14 protein-coding genes and 1 pseudogene are annotated in these 19,198 nt (G+C 69.0%); 5 read left to right on the top strand and 10 right to left on the bottom strand.

Going from position 1 to position 19,198, the window contains the following annotated elements:
* Positions 1-4: 4 nt before the first annotated feature.
* Positions 5-3,027, top strand: a pseudogene (locus tag FK256_RS04165) (DEAD/DEAH box helicase family protein).
* Between the two features lie 15 nt (positions 3,028-3,042).
* Here the strand turns inward: FK256_RS04165 and FK256_RS04160 are convergent.
* Positions 3,043-4,875, bottom strand: coding sequence for a proline--tRNA ligase (locus FK256_RS04160; protein ID WP_141423816.1), 1,833 nt, complete (start codon positions 4,873-4,875; stop codon positions 3,043-3,045).
* 256 nt (positions 4,876-5,131) lie between these two features.
* On the opposite strand from FK256_RS04160, the gene mvk reads away from it, so the two are divergent.
* Genes mvk through fni form a run of 4 tightly spaced genes read left to right on the top strand, consistent with a single transcriptional unit; the run spans position 5,132 to position 9,376 of the window.
* Positions 5,132-6,094, top strand: a complete 963-nt coding sequence (gene mvk / locus FK256_RS04155) for a mevalonate kinase (protein ID WP_141423815.1) — start codon at positions 5,132-5,134, stop codon at positions 6,092-6,094.
* Positions 6,091-7,116, top strand: coding sequence for a diphosphomevalonate decarboxylase (gene mvaD, locus FK256_RS04150; protein WP_141423814.1), 1,026 nt, complete (start codon positions 6,091-6,093; stop codon positions 7,114-7,116). Before mvk ends, mvaD begins: the two co-directional genes overlap by 4 nt.
* Positions 7,113-8,291 carry a phosphomevalonate kinase gene (locus tag FK256_RS04145; RefSeq protein WP_141423813.1) on the top strand — a complete coding sequence of 393 codons (1,179 nt, stop codon included), beginning with the start codon at positions 7,113-7,115 and terminating at the stop codon, positions 8,289-8,291. Before mvaD ends, FK256_RS04145 begins: the two co-directional genes overlap by 4 nt.
* Entirely contained in the window at positions 8,288-9,376 is a 1,089-nt protein-coding gene (gene fni / locus FK256_RS04140; RefSeq protein WP_021606242.1) for a type 2 isopentenyl-diphosphate Delta-isomerase, read from the top strand. Before FK256_RS04145 ends, fni begins: the two co-directional genes overlap by 4 nt.
* 230 nt (positions 9,377-9,606) lie before the next feature.
* Here the strand turns inward: fni and FK256_RS04135 are convergent, their stop codons facing one another.
* The 9 genes from FK256_RS04135 to FK256_RS04095 all read right to left on the bottom strand — a co-directional run bounded on the left by FK256_RS04135 (position 9,607) and on the right by FK256_RS04095 (position 19,173).
* Positions 9,607-10,983 carry a tripartite tricarboxylate transporter permease gene (locus FK256_RS04135; protein WP_141423812.1) on the bottom strand — a complete coding sequence of 459 codons (1,377 nt, stop codon included), beginning with the start codon at positions 10,981-10,983 and terminating at the stop codon, positions 9,607-9,609.
* Complete coding sequence (locus tag FK256_RS04130; protein WP_021606240.1) at positions 10,980-11,270, bottom strand: hypothetical protein; 291 nt, start codon at positions 11,268-11,270, stop codon at positions 10,980-10,982. The genes FK256_RS04135 and FK256_RS04130 overlap by 4 nt, the downstream gene beginning before the upstream one ends.
* A gap of 101 nt (positions 11,271-11,371) precedes the next feature.
* Positions 11,372-12,361 carry a GNAT family N-acetyltransferase gene (locus FK256_RS04125; RefSeq protein WP_141423811.1) on the bottom strand — a complete coding sequence of 330 codons (990 nt, stop codon included), beginning with the start codon at positions 12,359-12,361 and terminating at the stop codon, positions 11,372-11,374.
* 48 nt (positions 12,362-12,409) lie between these two features.
* A complete protein-coding gene (ispG, locus tag FK256_RS04120; protein ID WP_021606238.1) occupies positions 12,410-13,591 on the bottom strand; it encodes a flavodoxin-dependent (E)-4-hydroxy-3-methylbut-2-enyl-diphosphate synthase in 1,182 nt (393 codons plus the stop codon).
* A gap of 92 nt (positions 13,592-13,683) precedes the next feature.
* Positions 13,684-15,018, bottom strand: coding sequence for a M50 family metallopeptidase (locus FK256_RS04115; protein ID WP_141423810.1), 1,335 nt, complete (start codon positions 15,016-15,018; stop codon positions 13,684-13,686).
* Positions 15,015-16,316 (bottom strand): 1-deoxy-D-xylulose-5-phosphate reductoisomerase, encoded by a 1,302-nt coding sequence (dxr, locus tag FK256_RS04110; RefSeq protein WP_141423809.1) that lies wholly within the window; start codon positions 16,314-16,316, stop codon positions 15,015-15,017. The genes FK256_RS04115 and dxr overlap by 4 nt, the downstream gene beginning before the upstream one ends.
* A 51-nt stretch (positions 16,317-16,367) precedes the next feature.
* A complete protein-coding gene (locus FK256_RS04105; protein ID WP_003786395.1) occupies positions 16,368-16,913 on the bottom strand; it encodes a DivIVA domain-containing protein in 546 nt (181 codons plus the stop codon).
* Positions 16,910-18,172: a dual-specificity RNA methyltransferase RlmN gene (rlmN, locus tag FK256_RS04100; RefSeq protein ID WP_141423808.1), complete on the bottom strand. Its 1,263-nt coding sequence runs from the start codon at positions 18,170-18,172 to the stop codon at positions 16,910-16,912. Before rlmN ends, FK256_RS04105 begins: the two co-directional genes overlap by 4 nt.
* Positions 18,173-18,243: 71 nt before the next feature.
* Positions 18,244-19,173 (bottom strand): phosphatidate cytidylyltransferase, encoded by a 930-nt coding sequence (locus tag FK256_RS04095; RefSeq protein ID WP_021609395.1) that lies wholly within the window; start codon positions 19,171-19,173, stop codon positions 18,244-18,246.
* Positions 19,174-19,198 lie beyond the last annotated feature (25 nt).

Here is a 19,198-nt window from a genome sequence, read left to right as displayed (position 1 = left end):
GGCGATGCGCACTCCTGATCCCGTCAACGCGCAGCGCCCGCTGCGACGGTGGACACGTCGAGTGCCGTTACGCGACTACCAGCAGAACCTCCTTGACCGGCTTCACCCTGACGACGGCTCCACGCTTCACCTGCTTGCACCGCCGGGAGCAGGTAAGACCCTCATGGGATTGGAACTGGCCGTACGCAACGGTCGCAGAGCGCTCGTCCTGACGCCCACAACCGTGATCCGGGCACAGTGGAGTCAGCAGGCGAGTGAGTTCTTCGCACGGAACGAGGACGAGTCCTTGACCGGCGGCCATCAAACGCCCAACGCTCCTGAGAACCAGGATCGCGAACTTCTTGACCTCACGGTCCTGACCTATCAGTCCCTGTCCGTCGTCGACGACGCGACCCCATGGAACGAAGCCGCCCGCTCCCGGTGGGTGAGCGAGCTCACCGCCGACGGCAAGAGCCCCGCGAGCGCGCGAACCTGGCTGACGCGCCTCGAAGCCCAGAACCCCACGACCTACGCACGCGGCATCCGTTCGCGCGCTGCCGCCATCCGACGCCGGATCGACCAGCTAGACGACGCAGCCATTGCCTCGCTTCTGTCACTTAACGCTCGGGCGCGCATAGATGCACTGGTAGAGGCCGGTATCGCTACCGTGATCCTCGACGAGTGCCACCATCTGCGGGCGCACTGGGCTGTCGTCGTCCACTTCCTCACGCGGCGTCTGAGGAAGGCGGGACTGGCGCCCACGCTCATTGGCCTCACCGCTACCGAGCCTTCGGGCGAGGACCGATCCACCCGCCGATACCGTGCGCTCCTGGGCGACGTCGACGCCGAGGTTCCAGTTCCGGCCGTCATCCGCGCCGGTCACCTTGCCCCTTGTCGTCAACTGGCCTGGTTCACGCTGCCCTCCCCGGAGGAGACGCAGTTCCTGGTCACCGCCGGTCGGGAGCTCCGTCACCGTGTTGCTGAACTGCTGCTGAGCTCCGATGGCATCGACTACCTGCTCCATGTCGTCGCCCCTCCTTCTCAGGCCGCTGCATCTGATGCCCTGAGAGAGTCGGAGCTCCCCGTTAGCCTCGGGGGAGAGAGTGACGGCCCGGACTCGGCACCGGTAGGACCACGAGAACCACCTGATGAGACCAAACTGATACATCGGATCGTGGCGGGTTTCGACGCCGACCCTGTGCTGGCCGCCTCCGCAAGTGCACTGCTGCGCAGGACAGGCAGTTACCGGGCCACGTCTTTGAGCGTCCGGGTCGTCCCCTTCCTGCCCGAGCTCGAGCCGCTCGACCTTGACGATGAACTCAGGCTCCTGAGCCAATACGCTCTCGACCGGCTCTTGACGACGCCGGAGCGTCGACGGGACTGGGAGTCCGCCCGGGAGCTGCTGAAAGGCTTCGGCCTGCACCTGACCGACTCCGGGATCCGAATGGGACGCTCCCCGGTAGACGTCATCACGGCCGCCTCGAGAGCCAAGGACACGGCGGTTATCGACATTCTGCGCCACGAACTCGACTCCATCGGTGAGCGCTTGCGGGCCGTCGTCGTCACGGATGCGGCCGAGCGATCCGCTCCCCATCGGGCGCTCGACCTCCCGGTCGCCTCCTCGCGCCCCAATTCTGCGGGAGGCGCAGTACGGTGTATGAGCATGCTGCTCAGTGATGCGCGCCTGCGCTCATTGCACCCGGTGCTACTGACCAGCTCCCGCCTGAGCCTTGCCAGCGGGGAGACCTCGCTGCTGGATCAACTACGTCGGAGCACCGGTCTCGCGCTCCCAGCCACCGATGACGGCTGGATGCTTTCGGTCACCGGGCAGGGGGTTGGCAGCGCCGGACTCGTCCTGGCCGTCAGTAAGCTGGTCGCGACCGGACGGATACGGCTCGTGGTGGGCACTCGTGGCCTGCTCGGCGAAGGCTGGGACTGCCCGGCAGTCAATACACTCATCGATCTCACGGCGGCGACGACCTCGGCCTCAACGCAGCAGCTACGCGGTCCACAATGCGTTTGGACCCTGACTGGGTCGACAAGGTCGCTCACAACTGGTCCGTTACCTGCCTCCTGCCAGGTCATCCCCGCCTGCGCTCTGACCCGGACCTGAACCGACTGCGTCGCAAGGCCGAGCACCTATGGTCACTGGTGCAGATCGATGACCCGACGAGCGACCCGGCCGCGGTCTCCAACGGACCTATTGGCGCGCCTGTCGTCGAGACGGGGCTCGATGCCATGCTGTCACCGGTCCAGCGCCGCCTTCTCGAGGAACTGGATGACGGCGCCGCCCCAGAGGATATCGACGCCCTCAACTCCGCCACCCTGGCCAGCCTCGACCGCCAGGTCGAGTCGCGGCGATGGCTCGCTCAAGCACCCACAGCACACCGGGTGTCGCGACGCGGCCGTGGCCGCGCACTAGAGGCGGTCGAGATCACAAGTGCACCGGCCCTGCTGAGCCGGGGATCGCCCGCGGCCTTCTGGAGCGCTGCTGCTCGCGCCGTTCTCGATGTTGTCCTCTCGCGATACGACCTTGCCGCAGGTGGAGATCCCGCTGACGGGCCCCGCCCCAACCTCGTGGTTCGCGAGAGTCCCACCGATTCGCCCGGCGGATCGCGTCCGAGCGTGCTTATCGGCCTGGACGGGGTGGAGACTCATCAGAGCGCTCAGTTCGCCGATATCCTCAAGGAGCTCCTGAGCTCCCCGGTGCGCCGTCCTCGTTTCATCCTCGAGGTCGCTACCGCAACCCTGGCGCAGGGCACGGCCGAACGGCCTCTGAACAGGCTGCGGCGTCTCCTGGGAGAGCTGCTGACGCTGGGGGCATGGAACCACGATGACAGTGTTCACCTTGCGGTTCCAACGGCCCTGGCCCGTTCGCGAGCCGATATGGAGGCCTTCGTTCACTCCTGGTCCAGACGAGTGGGTCCGTGCCGGCTTCACCTGGTTGCCGACGCTGATGACACAGCAGCACTCATGTCCTGCCGCGGCCTCGGCGGCCCCGCTGGACGAGTCGGTCTGCGCCGCACCAAACGCTGGCTGGAGGACTGAGCGTCCCCGTGCCGTTCAGTGTCGGGCGGCCTCCAGGGCGGTGCGGACCGTGGCGCTGAGCTCGGTCGCGGCGGCATCGGCGGGCACGGAGCGTCGCTCACCGGTGCGGCGGTCGCGGATTTCCACGGTCCCCTCCCTGGACAGGTCCCGACCGACGACGACCGTGTAGGGCAGGCCGAGGAGCTCGGCGTCGGCGAATTTCACCCCGGCGGAGACCTTGCGGCGGTCGTCGTAGAGGACCTCGACGCCGTCGGAGTCCAGGGCCGAGGCGATCCGCTCGGCGACGTCGAAGACGGCCTGGTCCTTGCCGGTGGCCAAGACCTGCACGTGGTAGGGGGCGATCTGGACGGGCCAGGTCAGACCCTTCTCATCGTGGTTGGCCTCGGCCAGAGCCGCCATGACGCGGCTGACGCCGATGCCGTAGGAGCCCATGGTGACCACGCGGGCCTTGCCGTTCTCATCCAGGACGGTCAGCCCCAGGGCCTGGGAGTACTTGCGTCCCAGCTCGAAGATGTGTCCGATCTCGATGCCGCGGGCCAGGTGGAGGGGGCCGGAGCCATCGGGGGCAGGGTCGCCCTCGCGGACCTCGGCAGCCTCGATGGTGCCGTCGGCGGTGAAGTCGCGCCCCATGACCAGGTCGAGGACGTGCTTCTTGTCGGTGTTGGCGCCGGTGACCCAGCTGGTCCCCTCCACGATCCTGGGGTCGACCAGGTAGCGCACAGAGCCGGTGAGGACCTCGGTTCCGTCGTCGAGCCTCTCGACGCGGCGCAGCGGCGAGTTGGGGCCGATGGCGGTGGGGCCGATGTAGCCGCGCACGAGCTCGGGGTGGGTCTCGAAGTCGGTGTCGCCGGCCATCTCGACCTCGGCAGGGGCGACGGCGGCCTCCAGACGCTTCATGTCGACGTCGCGGTCCCCGGGCACACCGACGACCAGCAGCTCGCGATCCCCCCCGGGGTGGATGAGCGTGACGACGACGTTCTTGAGCGTGTCGGCGGCCGTCCAGGCCCGTCCGTCTGAACGCGGGTAGGCCTTGTTGCACAGGTCCACCAGCGAGTCGATGGTGGGCGTGTCGGGGGTGTCGACGACGCGGGCCGGGCCGATGCCGGAGGCGTCCACCGCATCGGGGACCACGGTGGTGACGGCCTCGGCGTTGGCCGCGTAGCCGCCTGAGGAGCGCACGAAGGTGTCCTCGCCGATCTCACAGGGGTAGAGGAACTCCTCGGAGTGCGAGCCGCCCATGGCGCCGGCCATGGCGTTGACGATGACGTAGTCCAGACCCAGGCGGGCGAAGATCCGCTCGTAGGCGTCGCGGTGGGCCTGGTAGGCGGCAGCCAGGCCGGCGTCGTCGATATCGAAGGAGTAGGAGTCCTTCATGACGAACTCGCGGCCGCGGATGATGCCGGCGCGGGGGCGGGCCTCGTCGCGGTACTTGGTCTGGATCTGGTAGACGATGGCCGGCAGATCCTTGTAGGAGGAGTAGAGGTCCTTGACCGCGAGGGTGAACATCTCCTCGTGGGTAGGGGCCAGCAGGTAGTCCCCGTCCTTGCGGTCGTGGAGCTTGAACAGGGTGGGACCGTAGTCGTCCCAGCGCCCGGTGGCCTGGTAGGGCTCAGCGGGCAGAAGGGCCGGGAAGTGGACCTCCTGGCCGCCCATGGCGTCCATCCCCTGGCGCACGATGTCCTCGATCTTGCGCAGCGTCCTCAGGCCCAGCGGCAACCAGGTGTACACGCCGGGGGCGGCCCGGCGGATGTAGCAGGCGCGCACGAGCAGCCGGTGGCTGGCGACCTCGGCGTCGGCCGGGTCCTCGCGCAGGGTTCGGATGAAGGAGGTGGAGAGTCTGTGCAGCACGGGGCGATCCTACGGGCTCCGGCGCCGCCGCCCCAATGGAGCCCGCCGGGCTGCGCGAAATCACGGAAACGGGGCGGCACCCCCCGCTGGCGCCCACGGGGCTCCAGAACCTTCCCCTGGCTGGTCAGGTGGGACTTGCGACCCCGGAGAAGCGCCCGATACGCTCGATCCCATCGAGGGTTCATCGGCCCTCTCATCCCTGAACTCGACCCGCTCCACGCGCTCCCCCGTGTGCGGGCCACAGGCAAGGAAGCATATGGACAGGCACTCCTCCATCCGTGAGGGACACGGCCAGACGTGGGCTAAGGCCATTCTCCTGGGCGAGCACTCGGTGGTCTACGGGCACCCCGCCGTCGCCGTACCGTTGCAGGACCTGCGGATGCGAGCCACGGCGAGCCCGGTTCCGGGCCCCTCCATGTTGCGCAGCCTGGACTACTCGGGAGCCCTGGAACGGTCCGGGGCCCGGTTCGCCAGTGTGGCCCGGGCCTTCGAGGTGGCCCGTGAGTTCTCCGGGTGCCTGGACCAGGCCTTCGAGATCACCACCGTGAGCGACTTCCCCCACGAGCGCGGGCTCGGCTCATCGGCTGCAGCGGCCGGGGCGATCATTCGCGCTGTCCTGGACTCCTGCGGACGCCGGGCCGACGCCGATGAGCTGTTCGCACTGACGCAGATGGCCGAGCAGATCGCGCACGGCAAGCCCTCCGGGCTCGACGCCGCCGCCACCTGCTCCCCGTGCCCCATCCGGTTCCAGGGCGGGCAGATGCGCCCCCTGAGCCAGCGCATGGGCAACGCCTCCCTGATCATCGCCGACTCCGGCGTCCACGGCTCCACCCGGGAGGCCGTCGGCGGGCTGCGCCAGCGCTACGAGAACGATCCGGACAACATCGGTCCGCGCATCAACCGCCTGGGGGCACTCACCCAGAACGCGATCACGGCGCTGGACCAGGCCGACGCCCCCGCCCTCGGAGCCGCCATGGATGAGGCGCACACGGTCCTGGCCGAGCTCAGCCTGAGCCTGCCGGTCCTCGATGATCTCGCCGAGGCCGCCCGCGCCGCCGGGGCACTGGGCGCCAAGCTCACCGGCGGGGGGCTCGGCGGCTGCGTCATCGCCCTGGTGACCGGCGAGCCGGCCGCGCGCCGGGTGCGCGCCGCTCTGGAACGGGCGGGGGCGCCGGCAACTTGGAACTACCGGATGCGTATCAGCGAGGTGAACGAGTGAGCGCCGTACCCCCTGAAGCCGCCGCCGGATCCTCCCCTGCCGCAATCCCGACTGCGACGGCCAGCGCGAACACCAACATCGCACTCATCAAGTACTGGGGAAAAGTCGACGAGGTGCAGGCCATTCCGGCCACCTCGAGCCTGTCCCTTACCCTCGGAGGCACCCGGACGACGACAACGGTCTCCTTCGACGGTGGGGACGGCGCCGCGGATTCGGTGACGATCAACGGCTCCTCCTCCAGCGGCGCGGAGCTGGCGCGGGTGAGCCGTTTCCTCGACCTGGTGCGTTCCCGTTCGGGGATCACGGCAGCGGCGACCGTCACCTCCCGGGCCTCGGTGCCCCTGGCGGCCGGACTGGCGAGCTCGGCCGCGGGTTTCGCGGCGCTTGCGGCGGCCGCCTCACGCGCAGCGGGCATGGACCTCGACGACCGGGAGCTTTCCCGGCTGGCCAGACGCGGGTCGGGCTCGGCGACCCGCTCCATCTTCGGCGGGCTGGTCCGGTGGAACGCGGGCCACGACGACGCCTCCTCCTACGCCGAGCCGGTCGCCTGCGAGATGGACCTGGCGATGGTCGTCGTCGTGCTCTCGAAGAGTGACAAGTCCATCAGCTCGACCCGGGGCATGCGGGCCACGATGAGTACCTCCCCCCTTTTCCCCGCCTGGGTCGAGGCCAGTGGGAAGGACCTTCAGGTGGCTCTGGAGGCGGTCCGGGCGGGCGACCTGGAGCGGCTCGGGGAGGTTGTCGAGGGCAACGCCCTGGGCATGCACGCCACGATGATGGCGGCCCGCCCGGGCATCATCTACTGGCTGCCGCAGACCGTTGCGGCGCTGCACGGGATCCGCGCCATGCGCCAGGAGGGCCTGCCCGCCTGGGCGACGATCGACGCCGGCCCCAACGTCAAGGTCCTCACCGAGGGCGCCCGCGCCGAGGAGGTCGCCGCCGCGCTGCGGGACCGGCTTCCCGCAGCCGCCGTCTCGGTGAGGCGCCCCGGCGGTGGGGCGCGCATCGAGGACGGCCCATGACCCCGGACGCCGACGGCGTGGTGTGCAGGGCGCCGGGCAAGCTCTACATCGCCGGTGAGTACGCCGTCGTCGAACCCGGTCACCGAGCGGTCCTGGTCGCCGTCGACCGATTCATCACGATCCGTCTCACGCCTCGCGCCTCGACCTGCTCCCCCGCCGACGAGCGTGCGGGAACGATCCGCTCGGTGCTGTACGCCACCGGCTCCCGACCCTGGCGCCGTCGCCCGCAGGACGGCCTAGCCGAGGCGGTCGGAGAGGATGACGACTACGTGATCTCGGCGATCCGCGTCGTCGAGGCGCTGGTGGCCCAGGGCGGCAACCGGCTGCGGGCCTTCGACCTGGACATCTCCAGCGAGCTGGACGACGCCAGCGGGCGCAAGCTGGGCCTGGGCTCGTCCTCGGCGGTGACCGTGGCGACGGTGCGAGCCGTTGCGGGACTCTACGGGCTGGGCCTCGACGACCTGAGCGTGTACAAGCTGGCGATGCTGGCCAGTGATGCGATCGAGCCGATCGGCTCGGGGGGCGACATCGCTGCCAGCGCCGTGACCGGCTGGGTGGCCTACACCTCACCCGACCGCTCGTGGCTGCGCCAGGCCCGGCAGCGGGCGGGGGCCGGCGGCTGCGTGAGCGGCCTGGTGAAAGCCGACTGGCCCGGCCTGAGCATCCGCCGCTTGACGCCTCCCTCCTTACGGCTTCAGGTGGGGTGGACCGGGGCTCCGGCCTCCACGCCCGCCCTGGTCGCCGGCGTCCAGACGGGCTCCCAGGACTCCGGCGGCTCCTACGCCGCCTTCTTGCAAGACAGTCAGGACTGCCTGGCTTCCTTAATCGCCGCCATCGAGGACGACGACGCTCGCCAGGTCATGGCCGGCATCGAGCAGAATCGGATTCTTCTGGCCGGGCTCAGCCGAATTAGCGGCCGGGTCATTGAGACTGCCGAGCTGACGCGCCTGGTCGAGATCGCTCGCGGGCACGGGGCCGCCGCCAAGAGCTCGGGGGCCGGCGGCGGGGACTGCGGGATCGCCCTGTGCCCACCGGCCACGAATATTGCCGCCATGCGCACCGCCTGGGAGGCGGCCGGTGTCCGACCACTGGAACTATCGGTCCACAGCCGGGGCCCGTCCGCCGACTCCCCCGCCGATTCTCCCACTGACTCCCCCGTTAAGGTCGCCTCATGAGTCATGAGCCCACCGCCTCGCAACGGGCCTCCCGCAAGGACGAGCATTTGGACTTGGCGATTCGCCTGCACGGTCAGGATCGTACGGGTGCCTTCGACGACGTCTCCTTCATCCACCACGGCCTGCCGGGCATCAGCGCCGAGCAGGTCGACATCGGCACCACCGTCCTGGGCTCCCGCTGGGAAGTCCCTTTCTACATCAACGCCATGACCGGTGGTACGCGGGCGACGGCGGCGATCAACTCCGACCTGGCCGAGGCGGCTGCCGATGCCGGTGTTGCGATCGCCTGCGGCTCCCAGCACGTCGCCCTGCACGATCCCGAGCGGGTCGACGGCTTCAGTGTCATCCGTCGTCGGGCTCCGGGTGCCTTCGTTCTGGCCAACGTCGGTCCGACGGTCGGCCCCGAGGAGGCGATGCGGGCCGTGGAGATGCTTCAGGCCGACGCCCTGCAGATCCACCTCAATGCGGCCCAGGAGATGGTCATGCCCGAGGGCGACCGCGACTTCACCGGTTGGAGCGAGGCGATCTCCGCCATTGCCGCGGCCATGACCGTCCCGGTAGTTGTCAAGGAGGTGGGCTTCGGGCTCTCGCGCCGGACCATCGAGGCACTGGCTCACACTGGCGTCGCGGCCGTCGACGTGGCCGGGTCGGGCGGCACGGACTTCATCGCCATCGAGAACGAGCGCCGCCCGCGGCGCGACCTGTCCTACCTGGTTGGCTGGGGGCAGCCGACGGCGCTGTGCCTGTTGGAGTCGCTGGCGGTCGACGACCCGGTCGACCTGCCGGTACTGGCCTCGGGGGGTGTGCGCAACCCGCTCGACGTCGTGCGGTCGCTGGCCCTGGGGGCGTGCGCCGTCGGGGCCTCCGGGCACTTCCTGCGAACCCTGGTCAAAGAGGGCCCCGAGGCGCTGCGGCAAGAGCTGCATACCTGGAGTGAGCACGTGCGCACGCTGATGACCCTGCTGGGGGCTCCCGATGTGTCGCAGCTGCGCCGTACCGACGTGCTGGTCACTGGGCGCACCGCCGAGCAGGCGCGTGCGCTCGGCGTCGACCTGGGCGGGCTCGCGCACCGCCGCGAGCATTAACCGCCCACGGGCGGACTCGTCAAGGGGGATCGACCCCTCCTCATAATGTTTCGATCGATTGATATGGTGCAGATATCGGGACCCGATGATCTCCCCACCACCGATGTCTCGAGCACTCTCGAGGCCGGCGCCGCCGGCCAGGGCTCGGCAGCCGAGCCTTACGCGATACACCACAACAGACGTGCGGCGGAGGCTCGTCCCCGGCCTCCGCCGCCTCCCGTTAGAAGTCCTCAGGCCAGAGCGGCCAGCGCCTTGACGATGCCGGGGGCGGCATAGAGGGACATGAACTGCACTCCGTAGGAGACGCCCAGGCGGTTGAACGACCCGCATGCGATCCCGACGAGCAGGACCCCGAAGACGTTAGCCAGGCCCGCCTTCTGGTCGGCGTCGATGTAGGCCAGCAGGACGACGAAGGCGACGAACAGCGCCAGCACCGCCTCGTGGGGGATGCGACGCATGACGAAGTAGGTGATCTGCGAGGACCAGCGCACGGCGATGATGTACGTGATCGCGACCGCGACGAGGGCGCCGAGGGACACGGTAATGATGAACCAGGGCAGATCCAGTAGGTGATGCAGATTGTGCTGCTTGGTGTAGACCGACCCGGCATTGAAAAGTGGCCCGGCGGGGCCGGCGGAGACCCCGGAGATCGGGACCCCGAGCGCTACCAGCGGGATGATGACACCGGCCAGGTAGGTCGAGTGAGTCAGGGCGCTCATGACCGTCACCGCACGCTGTGCGCGAGGTACTCGGTCCTCGTTCTGACGGGCCACGGAGGCCTCCCCCAACAGGAAAGTCAGGCCCACCGGGCTGAGGATGAACAGCGGGGTGGACGCGGCGGCCATTGCGGCGCTCCACCAGCCCTCGGACCTCGTGATGAGGCGGCCCGGCCACAGCGCCTGCCGGCCGAATCCGGAGCGCAGCAGCTCCGCCTTGGTGCGGCTGCCGTGCGGCAGCGCCTCCCGGCGCTTAGCGTTGAGGAGCTCAAGGAGGGTCAGGAGCATGGGACCCACGGTGATCCCGAGGAAGAAGGAGGTGTTGACACTGGCCTTCTCCGGGATAATACCCGCGCCCCGATAAAGCGCCGGAAGCGCCTGGAACAGCAGCGCCATAGGAAGAATCGCCACCAGGGAGAGAATACGGTTCTTCCCGAGCAGGGCCAGAACCACGGCACCGGCAGCCAGAACGATATCGGAGTTGGACTTGATCCAGTCGGCCATGGGCAGCAGCAGACTAGCAAGGAGGAAGCTCAGGGGAATGGAAATGAGGGTTCCGATGGCCGAGCCCACGGCCATCTTCCGGATCGTGTCCGAAGCCAGACCCTTGTCGCGCAGCACCATGGCATGATCCATGAGCGGAGCGGACATCACTCCGCCAGGAAGACCGACCAGCGCCGTCGGGATTCCATTCATGAGATTGAGCGTGACAACAGCGGAGACAAAGAAAGCGAGTACCACGTGCGGCGGCGCTCCCGCGAGGATGATCGCAAGGGTGACGGGTGCGAGCACCCCCGTCTCGTCGGTACCAGGGATGAAACCGATGAAGGTATAGAGGACCACGGCCGCCAGAATGGCGGCCACCATCATGAGAAGAAGGCTCACAGTCACTGATCTCCGCCTTCACTCGCGCCGGCGCTCGGCTCATCGACAATGACGACCTCTCGCTTGGGGCTCACGAGGAAGCAGCAGGCGATAAAACCTGCAGTGGATGCTCCCAGTCCCCAGAACAGCGGCTTCCCTCCGAAAAAGGAGGAGAAAAGTACCGCTGCGACGATGCATATCACCGATATCAGGAGACAGATGAGCAGGTCTGCAGGTGAAACGAGGTCATTCCAGACCTCGATATTATTCTGACGCTCCGTGCTCCCGGAGTCGGCTTCGACCGTATTGCGCACGGTCGGTGATCGTAGACGAGTCGACTGAGGCGCTCCATATGTTGTTCACCATGACTTTGCAGGCACTCTGTAACGAAACGGCATCGTCTCGACTTTCCGTCTTACAGCAGCACGGTGGCGAACAGGCCCACCTGTTCGAACCCCAAGGAGCGGTAGAGCGCCAGGGCTGGGGTGTTGTAGTCATTGACGTAGAGGCTCACGACGCCGTCGGCCCCGACATGGTCACGGCGTACGGCGTCCACCACACCGGCCAGGGCGATCGCCCCCACACCTTGTCCACGCAGGTCGGGGCGCGTCCACACGCCGGTCAACTGGGCGACGCCGCCGGCCGGGGAGCGCCACAGGGCTCCGACGTCGGCCTTGAAGGCCACTGCCCGGGGTGAGCCGGGCCGGACCGGCCGACCCGCGCCGTCGTCGAGAACGATGTAGCTGCGCCCCTGCTCGATAAGCCAGTTGACGTGGCGACCGTATCCGGGCCCGTCAGCAGTGGGGTCGTAGCCGAGCTCACCGCTGAACATGTCCACCGAGGCCGGCAGCACCAGCCCCGCCTCGTCCGGTCGGGCGGGGCGGACCGACCGGCTCACCCAGGTCAGTGAGGGGCGACGGCGCACGTGCGTACTCGTCACGCCTCCGCCCGCACGCGGGGCGGCGAGGACCGGCTGTCGCCAGCGCTCATGGCGGGCGCGCGTTCCCTGCTCGCTGAGTCCGCCCCATACGGCGGCGACGTCCCGGGCCGGTCCCGAAACGGACCCGCGCCTCGATAGGCGGGGCCCGGCGTGCTCGGCGAGCGCCCGGATCTCGCCGACGTCCGCTGCTCGCAGGCCGTGCTCGGGGCGACCGGCCAGACCGAAGAGCATGAGGGAGCCAACTGACCAGGCGGCCGCGACGGGACGAGCCAGGCCCCCCACGGCGACGACATCACCGCGCCCCCATCTGGGCCATCGCTGCATCTGCTGGACCAGGCTCACGGCGCCGACCGGGTCGAGAGAGCACAGCGACATGACGCCTGCCACCTGGTCGGAGGGAACCGGTGTCAGACCGTCGGCGCCGTGCTGGGCGCGCCCGTGATCGCGGTGTCGCAGGAAGCTCATACCCTTAAGGCCCAGGCGGGCACCCGACGGCCCCGCCCCCGCCGGCCCTCAGCCGACGGCGGAGACCATGGGGGTGGTTCCGGCCAGGGCCTCCTCCCCGAGTTCCTCGGCCATCCCGGCTGCTAGGGCCTCTGCGTGCTTGAGAAGGGTTTCGACGACCTGGTCCTCGGGGACGGTCTCGACGACCTGACCGCGCACGAAGATCTGCCCCTTGCCGTTGCCCGAGGCGCAGCCCAGGTCCGCCTCGCGGGCCTCACCGGGACCGTTGACGACGCATCCCATGACGGCCACGCGCAGCGGCGCGGTGACCTTCTTGAGCCCGGCCTCGACCTCCTCGGCCAAGGTCCACACGTCCACCTGCGCACGGCCGCAGGAGGGGCAGGAGACGATCTCGAGCTGGCGCTCTCGCAGGCCCATGAACTCCAAGAGCTTGGTCCCTACCTTGACCTCCTCGACCGGCGGCGCGGACAGGGAGACGCGGATGGTGTCGCCGATCCCCTCGGCGAGCAGGGTGCCGAAGGCGGCGCAGGACTTGATAGTGCCCTGGAATGCGGGGCCCGCCTCGGTCACGCCCAGGTGGAGGGGCCAGCGGCCGGCTTCGGACAGGAGCCGGTAGGCCTGCACCATGGTGACGACGTCGTGGTGCTTGACGGATATCTTGAAGTCGTGGAAGTCGTTCTCCTCGAACAGACCGGCCTCCCAGGTGGCGGACTCCACGAGGGCCTCGGGGGTTGCCTTGCCATATTTCTTGAGCAGGCGCTTGTCGAGGCTTCCGGCGTTGACGCCGATGCGCAGGGAGACGCCGGCGTCGGAGGCGGCCTTGCAGATGTCGGCGACCTGGTCGTCGAACTTGCGGATGTTGCCGGGATTGACGCGCACGGCGCCGCAGCCTGCTTCAATGGCGGCGAAGACGTACTTGGGGTTGAAGTGGATGTCCGCAATGACGGGAATGCGTGACTGCTTGGCGATGATCGGCAGCGCCTCGGCGTCTTTGTCAGTAGGGCAGGCCACGCGGACGATGTCGCAGCCCGCGGCCGTCAGCTCGGCGATCTGTTGGAGTGTGGCGCCGATGTCGTGGGTCTTGGTGGTGGTCATCGACTGCACCGTGATGGGGGCGTCTCCACCGACGTTGAGGCTGCCGACCCTGATCTTGCGGGTTGGTCGGCGCTGCGCCAGAACCGGGGCCTGGGCACGCATCGTGGGGATGCCAAGAGCGATCGCTTCAGTCACCCGACCAGTATGTCACCCGCCCAGCCCGGCCCTGTACCGCAGGCGTGTGGCATCGCTCCCGCCGATGTGGGAGCACCCTGTCATCATGGGGCTCACAGCGGGGCGGCGATATCCACCCATACCAGGACCAGGGCCATGACGATGAGCAGGCCGAAGACGACCTGGCCCGCCGGGATCATCTTGGCCGTGTCCACCGGTCCCGGATCGGGCTTCCCCTGCGCCTTGGCGATCATGCGCCGGATGCCCTCCCAACAGGCTCCGGCCACGTGACCGCCGTCGAGGGGCAGTAGGGGTACCAGGTTGAAGGCGAACAGTGCCAGGTTGAGGCTGCCCAGCAGCATGAGCATCGTGCTGAACCTCATGGACAGCGGAACCTCCCCGCCTCCGGTCGCACCGCCACTGGTGGCTTGCCCGGCCATGCGCCCCATGCCCACCAGGCCGACGACGCCGCTGTCGGCGCTGCGCTGCTCCATGCCCAGTCCGGCCTGGACGGCGTGGTAGAGCCCCACCGGGAGGGTGGCGATGGCCTTGACCGTGCCGCCGATGGCCTGTCCGATGAAGCCTGGTATCTTAGCCGGGCTCTGCGGAATGGTTCCCAGGGCAGGAGAGACGCCGACATAGGGGCGTGCCCGGGTGCGCAAAGCGCCGGAGGCGTCCTTGACCGGGGCACCCTGCGAGTCGAGGACGACACGCTGAGCCTCGACCGGGGTGACGCTCACAGTGCGCCTGGCGCCATCGCGCTCGATGACGACCTGGGTGGGGTTGGTTCCTCCGGCAGCGATCCGGGCCTGAAGTTCTCCCCAAGTGGAGACCTCCACCCCGCCCCAGGAGACGACCCGGTCGCCTACCTTGATTCCGGCGGCGGCGGCGGGACCAGCCGGGTCGGAGTCCTGGCAGGGAGCATTCGCATCAACGTTGGATGAGACGCAGGGCTCCACCTTCGACAGCGTGGTCGTGCGCCCGGGGACACCGACCGCGCCGATGGCGATCGCCAGAAGTAGGATTCCCAGGACCAGGTTGGTGAGGATCCCCCCGGCCATGACGATGAGCTTCTTGGGGACGCTCAGGGTGTAGAAGGCGCGGTGCTCCTCGCCGGGCCGGATCTCCTCGAGGGCCTCGGCACGCGCCTCACCCACCATGCCCAGGCTGCCGTCCTTGCGGCGCCGGTCCGGCTTTCCGGGTTTGGCCGGCGGCAGCATGCCAACGAGCTTGACGTAGCCGCCCAGCCAGACGGCCTTGACTCCGTACTCGGTCTCACCACGCTTGACCGACCAGATCCTCGGTCCGAAGCCGATGAAGTACTCCGGGACCTTCACACCGAACTTCTTGGCCGGGATCATGTGCCCGAGCTCGTGGAGGGCCACCGAGATACCGATCCCGATGATGAGGATAACGATGCCCAGGATGTAGGCCAGGGTGGTGCTCACGAATGAATTCCTCCGTTTCGTGCCGCGATGAGCTCGTCGGCGCGGGTGCGCGCCCAGGTCTCCACCGCCAGGACGTCGTCCAGGCTCGGGGAGGCGAGGCCCTCGTGCTCACTCAGGACGGTGGCGTCGATCTCGACGATGTCGAGCCACTCGATCCCGCCGCCCAGGAAGGCGGCGACGGCCTGCTCGTTGGCGGCATTGAGGACAGCCGGGTGGGTGGGTGAGGCCGCCACGGCGGCGCGGGCCAGGTCGACGGCGGGGAAAGCCTCGGAGTCCAGCGGCTCGAAGGTCCAGCTGATCGGCTCGCGCCAGTCGTTGGGCGCCACTAGGCCGGACAGGTCGGGGCGACGGGGCCAGGTCAGTCCCAGGGCGATGGGCAGGCGCATGTCGGGCGGGGAGGCCTGGGCGATGGTGGCGCCGTCGGTGAACTCCACCATGGAGTGGATGACGGACTGGGGGTGGACGACGACGTCGATCTGCTCGGGCGGCACGTCGAACAGGAGGTGGGCCTCGATGAGCTCGAGTCCCTTGTTAATGAGGGTCGAGGAGTTGATGGTCACCACCGGACCCATGTCCCAGGTGGGGTGGTTGAGGGCGGCGGCAGCGCTGATCCCGGTGAGCTCCGCGCGACTCCTGCCGCGGAAGGGGCCGCCTGAGGCGGTCAGGACTAGCCGTCTCACCTCGCTGCGTCCGCTGATGACCGCACTGGTCAGACCCTTCTCGTGGCGGCCACTGGCGAGGGCCTGGGCGATGGCGGAGTGCTCGGAGTCCACGGGGACGACCTGGCCTGGCCGGGTCAGCGACTGGCGGACCAGAGCGCCCCCGACGACGAGGGACTCCTTGTTGGCCAGGGCCAGGCGGGCGCCGCTGCGCAGGGCAGCCAGTGTAGGCAGCAGTCCCACGGAGCCCGTGATGCCGTTGACCACCGTGTCATCGGGCCCGAGCCCTGCGGCCTCGACTGCCGTGGTTGCGGCATCGGGACCGAAGAGAATCGTGGTGACAGGGTCGGGACGGCCGGCCGCCGTGGCCGCGGCCACCAGGGCATCGCGCAGCCGGCCGGCGAGGTCCTCTCCCCCGCCGGTGACGGCCAGGACGGGGACGTCCCAGGCGACAGCCTGCCGGGCAAGCAGTTCCAGGCGGGACCCGCTGGCGGCGAGGGCGGCCACCCGAGGGGCAGCCTGACCTAAGCGGGCGAGGACCTCAAGGGTCTGGGTGCCGATCGAACCGGTGGATCCGAGCAGGACCAGTCGCTGGGGGGACTGAGGGGAACAGGAACGTGACGGTGCGTGGCCGGTCATGGGGCGGCGGGTTTCCTCGGGATTTACTCGATGTGGCTCGGTCTGCTCGGTCTACTCAACGGACAGGAGGACCTCGACGACACGCGCCAGGTAGCGGTCGACGCTGGGCTCCCCGTAGGCCTTGTTGCCCCGGGCACGGCGGAAGACCGCTCCGCGCACCTCGCTGGAGGTCAGGGTGGTGTCGGAGTCGAAGTAGCCGGCGATGCGGTCCATGAGGGCGTCGACGTCGGTCTTGTCATACCCCTGTCCGGAGGCCGGGGCGAAGCGCTCACCGGCCGGGCGCAGGAGTCGGGGGTAGAGGGTGGTGGCGAGCTGGGTGACCTGGTCCATCCAGGCCTGCCTCCCATTCTTGGCCACGAAGGCGGCGCGCCGGCGCTGGAGGAAGGCGGCCTCGAGACGGTCGAGGGCCGCGTCCACGGCCTGGGGCTGGTAACCGCGCAGAACCACATCGAAGGCGACGGTGCGCACACCCTCGGAGTCCATCTCGTCGAGCTCACCGGCGTCGTAGATCTCGTGAGCCGTCTCGAAGTAGCGGTCGACCTGCTCGGGGCGGTAGCCCGGTCGCAGGAGCGCTGACTTGGGAAACATGTCGCTCATGTCGTCTTAGCCCTCTCCTGGTTGAGTACCTCGGTCGCGAGCTGACCACAGGCACCGTCGATGTCGCTGCCCCGAGTGTCTCGCACCGTCGTGGTAATTCCGGCACGCCGAAGCGTGTCGACGAACATATCTTGAACCGCAACCTCCGAACAGGTCCAGATGGAGCCCGGGGTCGGGTTGAGCGGGATGGGGTTGACATGGGCCCAACCGGTGTCCCTGCGGTTGAGCTCGTCGGCGAGCAGCTGGGCGCGCCAGGCGTGGTCGTTCATGTCCTTGATGAGCGCGTACTCGATGGACACGCGCCGGCCGGTGGCCAGGAAGTAGTCGTGGGCGGCGTCGAGCAGCTCGCCGACCTTCCACTTGGAGTTGACTGGGATGAGCTCGTCGCGCAGCTCGTCGTCGGGGGCGTGCAGGGAGACGGCCAGGGTGACCGGCAGGCCTTCGCCTGCGAGCCTGCGGATGAGGGGGACCAGCCCCACCGTGGAGACGGTGATGCCGCGGGCCGACAGGCCGAACCCCTCGGGGGCCGGGTCGATGAGCCGGTGGAGGGAGCCGACGACGTTCTTGTAGTTGACCATCGGCTCGCCCATGCCCATGAAGACCACGTTGGACAGGCGCGCTGGTCCCCCGGTCAGCTCCCCGGCCGCCGAGGCCTGGGCGGCGCGGCGCACCTGCTCGACGATCTCCGCGGTCGACAGGTTCCGGGTCAGGCCCATCTGGCCGGTGGCGCAGAAGGGGCAGGCCATGCCGCAGCCGGCCTGGGAGGAGACGCACAGGGTGGTGCGGTCCTTGTAGCGCATGAGGACGCTCTCGACTCGGACGCCGTCATGCAGCTCCCACAGCTGCTTGACGGTGCGTCCGCCGTCGGCGCGCATGGTGCGTATCGGGGTGATGAGCTCGGGCAGCAGCTCGGCGCACAGCTGCTCACGCTGGGAGACGGGCAGGTCGGTCATGTCCGCGCTGTCGCGGGTGAAGTGCGTGAAGTAGTGCCGTGAGAGCTGGTCCGCTCGGAAGGAGGGCAGGCCCGAGTCCTTGCAGGCGGCCTTACGCCCCGCCAGGTCGAGATCGGCCAGGTGTCGGGGGGCCTTGCCGCGCGCCACCGGCACGGCGAAGGACAGACGCGGCTTGGCGTCGGGACTGGTGGCACCCTCGGGCGGCTGGTCGGTGGGCATCACCTGGACCCGGCCGTCACGCGGGCGCCCGCTGACTGCGACCGGCTGCGGGCGCCGGGGGTGCTGCTGTACTCGTGAAGGACTCACGCTCGTGCTCCTCATGTCCCGGGGCTGGGGAGGGCCGGGCTGATCGACAGGGGTGGATTGGGCATGCAGCCCTATTTCACCAGGAGGGTGAAGGCGTAGACAAGTGGGGCCGCCACGAGGATGGAGTCGAGCCGGTCCATGATTCCTCCGTGGCCGGGCAGAAGCGTTCCCATGTCCTTGAGTCCCAGGTCGCGCTTGAGCAGGGACTCCCCCAGATCGCCCAAGGTGGAGACGACCACGGTGCAGGCGCCCAGCGCGGCCCCGGCCCACCAGGGTCCGCCGATGGCCCAGACGCACCCGGCTCCGGTGGCCACGGCCGCGATCAGGGAGCCCATGAGCCCCTCCCAGGACTTCTTGGGCGAGACCGAGGGGGCCAAGGGGTGGCGGCCGAAGGTGATGCCCGCCAACCACCCGCCGGTGTCGTTGGCGGCGGGCAGCGCGATGAGCATCATGACTTTTCCCACTCCGTGATCCTGGACCAGGAGCAGGATGGCGAAGCCGGCCAGGAAGGGCAGGTAGGTGGCGGCGAAGACCGAGGCGGCCGCGGCGCTGGAGCGCGAACGACGGACCTCGTCATGGGCCTCGGTGCGCGGGATGTCATGGCCGGCCTGCTCCAGGACGGTACCGGTCTCGGCCTCGGCCTGGTCCATGAAGCTCCACAGGACGCAGGCGCCTGCGGTGGCCACGTAAGCCCCGAAGGCCGCCTCCGCCCCGAGTTCCCAGGCGCACACGGAGATGCCCAGGGTCCCCAGCCACAGCGGCGCCAGCGGCAGGCGGATGCCCTTGCGGGCGAAGGCCGCCGCCAGCTCCCACAGGGCCCCGCACACGGCCAGCACAGCGACGCCCACGAAGATGACCTTGTAGAAGACCAGGGATCCCAGGACCACGGCGACCAGGAGGATCGCCACCCCGATGGCGGCGGGCAGGTTGCGGCCCGCCCGCCCGGTGGCCGGCAGGGGGTCGTGGTTGCGCGTAGGGCGTGGGTTCAGCAGAGTCGTCACAGGGCTCACAGGGGTCGGCGGGACG

Source organism: Actinomyces johnsonii, from assembly GCF_006546835.1.
GTDB classification, from domain to species: Bacteria; Actinomycetota; Actinomycetes; order Actinomycetales; family Actinomycetaceae; genus Actinomyces; species Actinomyces johnsonii.
The sequence above is the reverse complement of the archived record's forward strand: the minus strand, read 5'-3'. Positions and strand labels throughout refer to the sequence as shown.

What these genes read in the sequence shown, in the direction of transcription:
- FK256_RS04125 (WP_141423811.1), bottom strand. Translation starts at nt 12,361, where the DNA reads ATGAGCTTCCTGCGACACCGCGATCACGGGCGCGCCCAGCACGGCGCC.
- mvk (WP_141423815.1), top strand. Translation starts at nt 5,132, where the DNA reads ATGGACAGGCACTCCTCCATCCGTGAGGGACACGGCCAGACGTGGGCT.
- dxr (WP_141423809.1), bottom strand. Translation starts at nt 16,316, where the DNA reads ATGACCGGCCACGCACCGTCACGTTCCTGTTCCCCTCAGTCCCCCCAG.
- FK256_RS04105 (WP_003786395.1), bottom strand. Translation starts at nt 16,913, where the DNA reads ATGAGCGACATGTTTCCCAAGTCAGCGCTCCTGCGACCGGGCTACCGC.
- fni (WP_021606242.1), top strand. Translation starts at nt 8,288, where the DNA reads ATGAGTCATGAGCCCACCGCCTCGCAACGGGCCTCCCGCAAGGACGAG.
- FK256_RS04145 (WP_141423813.1), top strand. Translation starts at nt 7,113, where the DNA reads ATGACCCCGGACGCCGACGGCGTGGTGTGCAGGGCGCCGGGCAAGCTC.